This window comes from Streptomyces sp. NPDC059248 (genome assembly GCF_042753905.1).
Lineage (GTDB): Bacteria > Actinomycetota > Actinomycetes > Streptomycetales > Streptomycetaceae > Streptomyces.
In genome coordinates, this window is sequence record NZ_JBHYZV010000170.1 from 1 (window position 1) to 2,257 (window position 2,257).

The window sequence follows — 2,257 nt, forward strand, 5'->3', positions numbered from 1 at the left end:
TCAACGGGACGTAACGACGGGAGGAAACGACCTCTCAGTTTGAGCGGGGACTGGACATGTAGTGCTGGACCGGGCGCCAGGGCGGGCCGTTTGGGCTGGGCGGCGGGGTATGGTCAGCCGGATGATGTCGAGGTGCCGAGCCGGTGGTTCGGGCCCGGGGGTATGAGCATCGGGCCGGTGCGCCGCCTGGGTATCAAGCCGGGGCCGTGCGGGTCCTCCACCGAGGCCCCCCTGCCTTGGTAGCGAGCTGTGACGTAGGAGTACTCGAAGGCGCCGGCGTTGGTCGTCAGCATGCCGGTCAGCCATGCCTCGACGTCGCGCTGTTTCGCGTAGACGAGGCGAAGTTGGTTCGCCGCACTCAGGTAGCGTCGCTCGATGCCCTCGACCATGCCCGCCAGACGGTCGAAGGCTTCCTGCAGGGGCACGCCCTGGTTCAGGAACCGGGTGATGTAGGAGACGTTCTCTTCTTCGTCGAAGCACTCCTTGCGGTAGCTGAGCAGGTCGTTGACGTAACAGAAATGCTCGCAGCCCAAGCGGTGCATATTGTCCCGCAATGGCGGGTAGGCGGCGAACTCTGGAGCCAGGTCGATGCCCAGGCAGTATTCGACCATGACCCAGATGAAGTTGGCCGCCATGTTGTTCAGCCGGTGGCTGAGGTACGTCTGGTCGGTGAGCGCCCACTGAGGATCTTCCTCAGGGTCCGCAAACTCGACCATCTCCATGGCGGTTCCGCGGATAAAGCGCAGAGCGGTCTCGATCAGCCGTGGACGGAAGGCATCGCTCGCCCGCGCCAGAACCGGATGCCAGGACTCCCACACGACATGCGCGGTCGCCGAAGCGCCCGGCCCCGGGGGTCCGTTGACCAAGACGTCTGCTGCCTCAGTCAGCAGTCCCAGCTTGTCGGGCTCAGTGGTGTGCCAGAGGTCGTCGAGCCAGTACAGCGAGACACATATTTTGGCAATGTCGAGGACACGCTCCGTGTCCATGTCCGGGTAGCACACGACGGACCACAGCCCGGCTTCGGACACCCCGCTATGCCATACAGAGCCTCCTTCCCACTCCCTTCGGGACCGCTCGGTCTCGAGCAGGAATTGCTCGGGATTGGGCAGGAATCGATCGGCCCACCGAGTGCATTCGGCACGGATCTCCCGGCTTTCGGGATGCCACCGATACGGGATGACCCGTTCGACATGAGGGAAGTTGATGATGGTGCCGTTGACGTCGTGAGATGGCGAACTCGTCGGAACATCGGTCACGTTCGGCCTGGGTGGCGATGTGTCGGGGGCCATTTTGGTGCGCTCCTTGTGTCCTTGCGCGTCAGACGGGATGCGGTTGGCACGGGCGGGGGCCGACTGCGGGGCTGGGCTGGCTCATCCGCGTTGGGTGCAGCTCCCTACGGGGGACTGGCTGAGCTGGGTATTTGCCTGATCGGCTCGCCTGCCGGCCGTAGAGGTCCGCGACAGCCGGACGACCGTCGACCGGTCGCGGACGATCACCTTCTCCACGTCGTGCGGGCCGTCCACGATGGTGATGTGGTCCGGAGCCTCTGCGGAGGTGCCGATGACCTCCTCGTGGCTCTCGTGGCGGTCGTGGCGGTCCGCACCGGCGCAGTACCCACGCGGGGGCGGCGATGAGGACGCGGTGGAGACAGGCTGCGGGCGGGGCGTGTTCACGCCGACCTCCGCACGGCGGTATCGGCGAGGTGGCGCAGTGCGTCTGTGGCGGCCGGGGCGATGGGGGCAGCGGCCAGGGCGGTCATGGCTTGCTCGTACCGTTCGGTGATCATGGTTTCGACGGTTCTGAGGCCACCAGCACCTCACCCGGTTCCAGGGCGGGCGTGGGCGGTACCGCGGGACAACTGCGGATTTCCGTTCCGGTCAAGATGACCGCCTCCTGGGAGCACGCGGACGGGATTCAGGTCTCGGGGGAAGCGCGGGCTGCCGGGCCGGGCGGACAGGACCAACCGCCTCCGGTGAGGGAGCGGACCCCTCGTACCTGCGCGCCAAGGGCACCGATGCCCCGACCGGTTCCGCCAGGGGCACTCTCCCATCAAGTACCCGACGCACCCCGGGTGACAAGAGCAGGCCATGATCGATGCGTGCACGTGTTGAACGGACGACACGGTCGGCAACACCGCACCCGGTCCGACCTCGAACAGATATCCGCGATCCGCCGACATGCGGCGTCCCCGCGCACAGTCGGCGATGGCTCTCTGCACCGTCAGAGGTCGTTTCCTCCCGTCGTTACGTCCCGTTGT

1 protein-coding gene and 1 pseudogene are annotated in these 2,257 nt (G+C 66.2%); both read right to left on the minus strand.

The features are described from left to right. Positions 1–113: 113 nt before the first annotated feature. Entirely contained in the window at positions 114–1,289 is a 1,176-nt protein-coding gene (locus ACFXG1_RS33055; protein ID WP_384708675.1) for a hypothetical protein, read from the minus strand. A gap of 159 nt (positions 1,290–1,448) precedes the next feature. After that, positions 1,449–1,583: pseudogene (locus ACFXG1_RS33060) on the minus strand (4-hydroxy-3-methylbut-2-enyl diphosphate reductase); the annotation flags it as partial. Between the last annotated feature and the right edge of the window lie 674 nt (positions 1,584–2,257).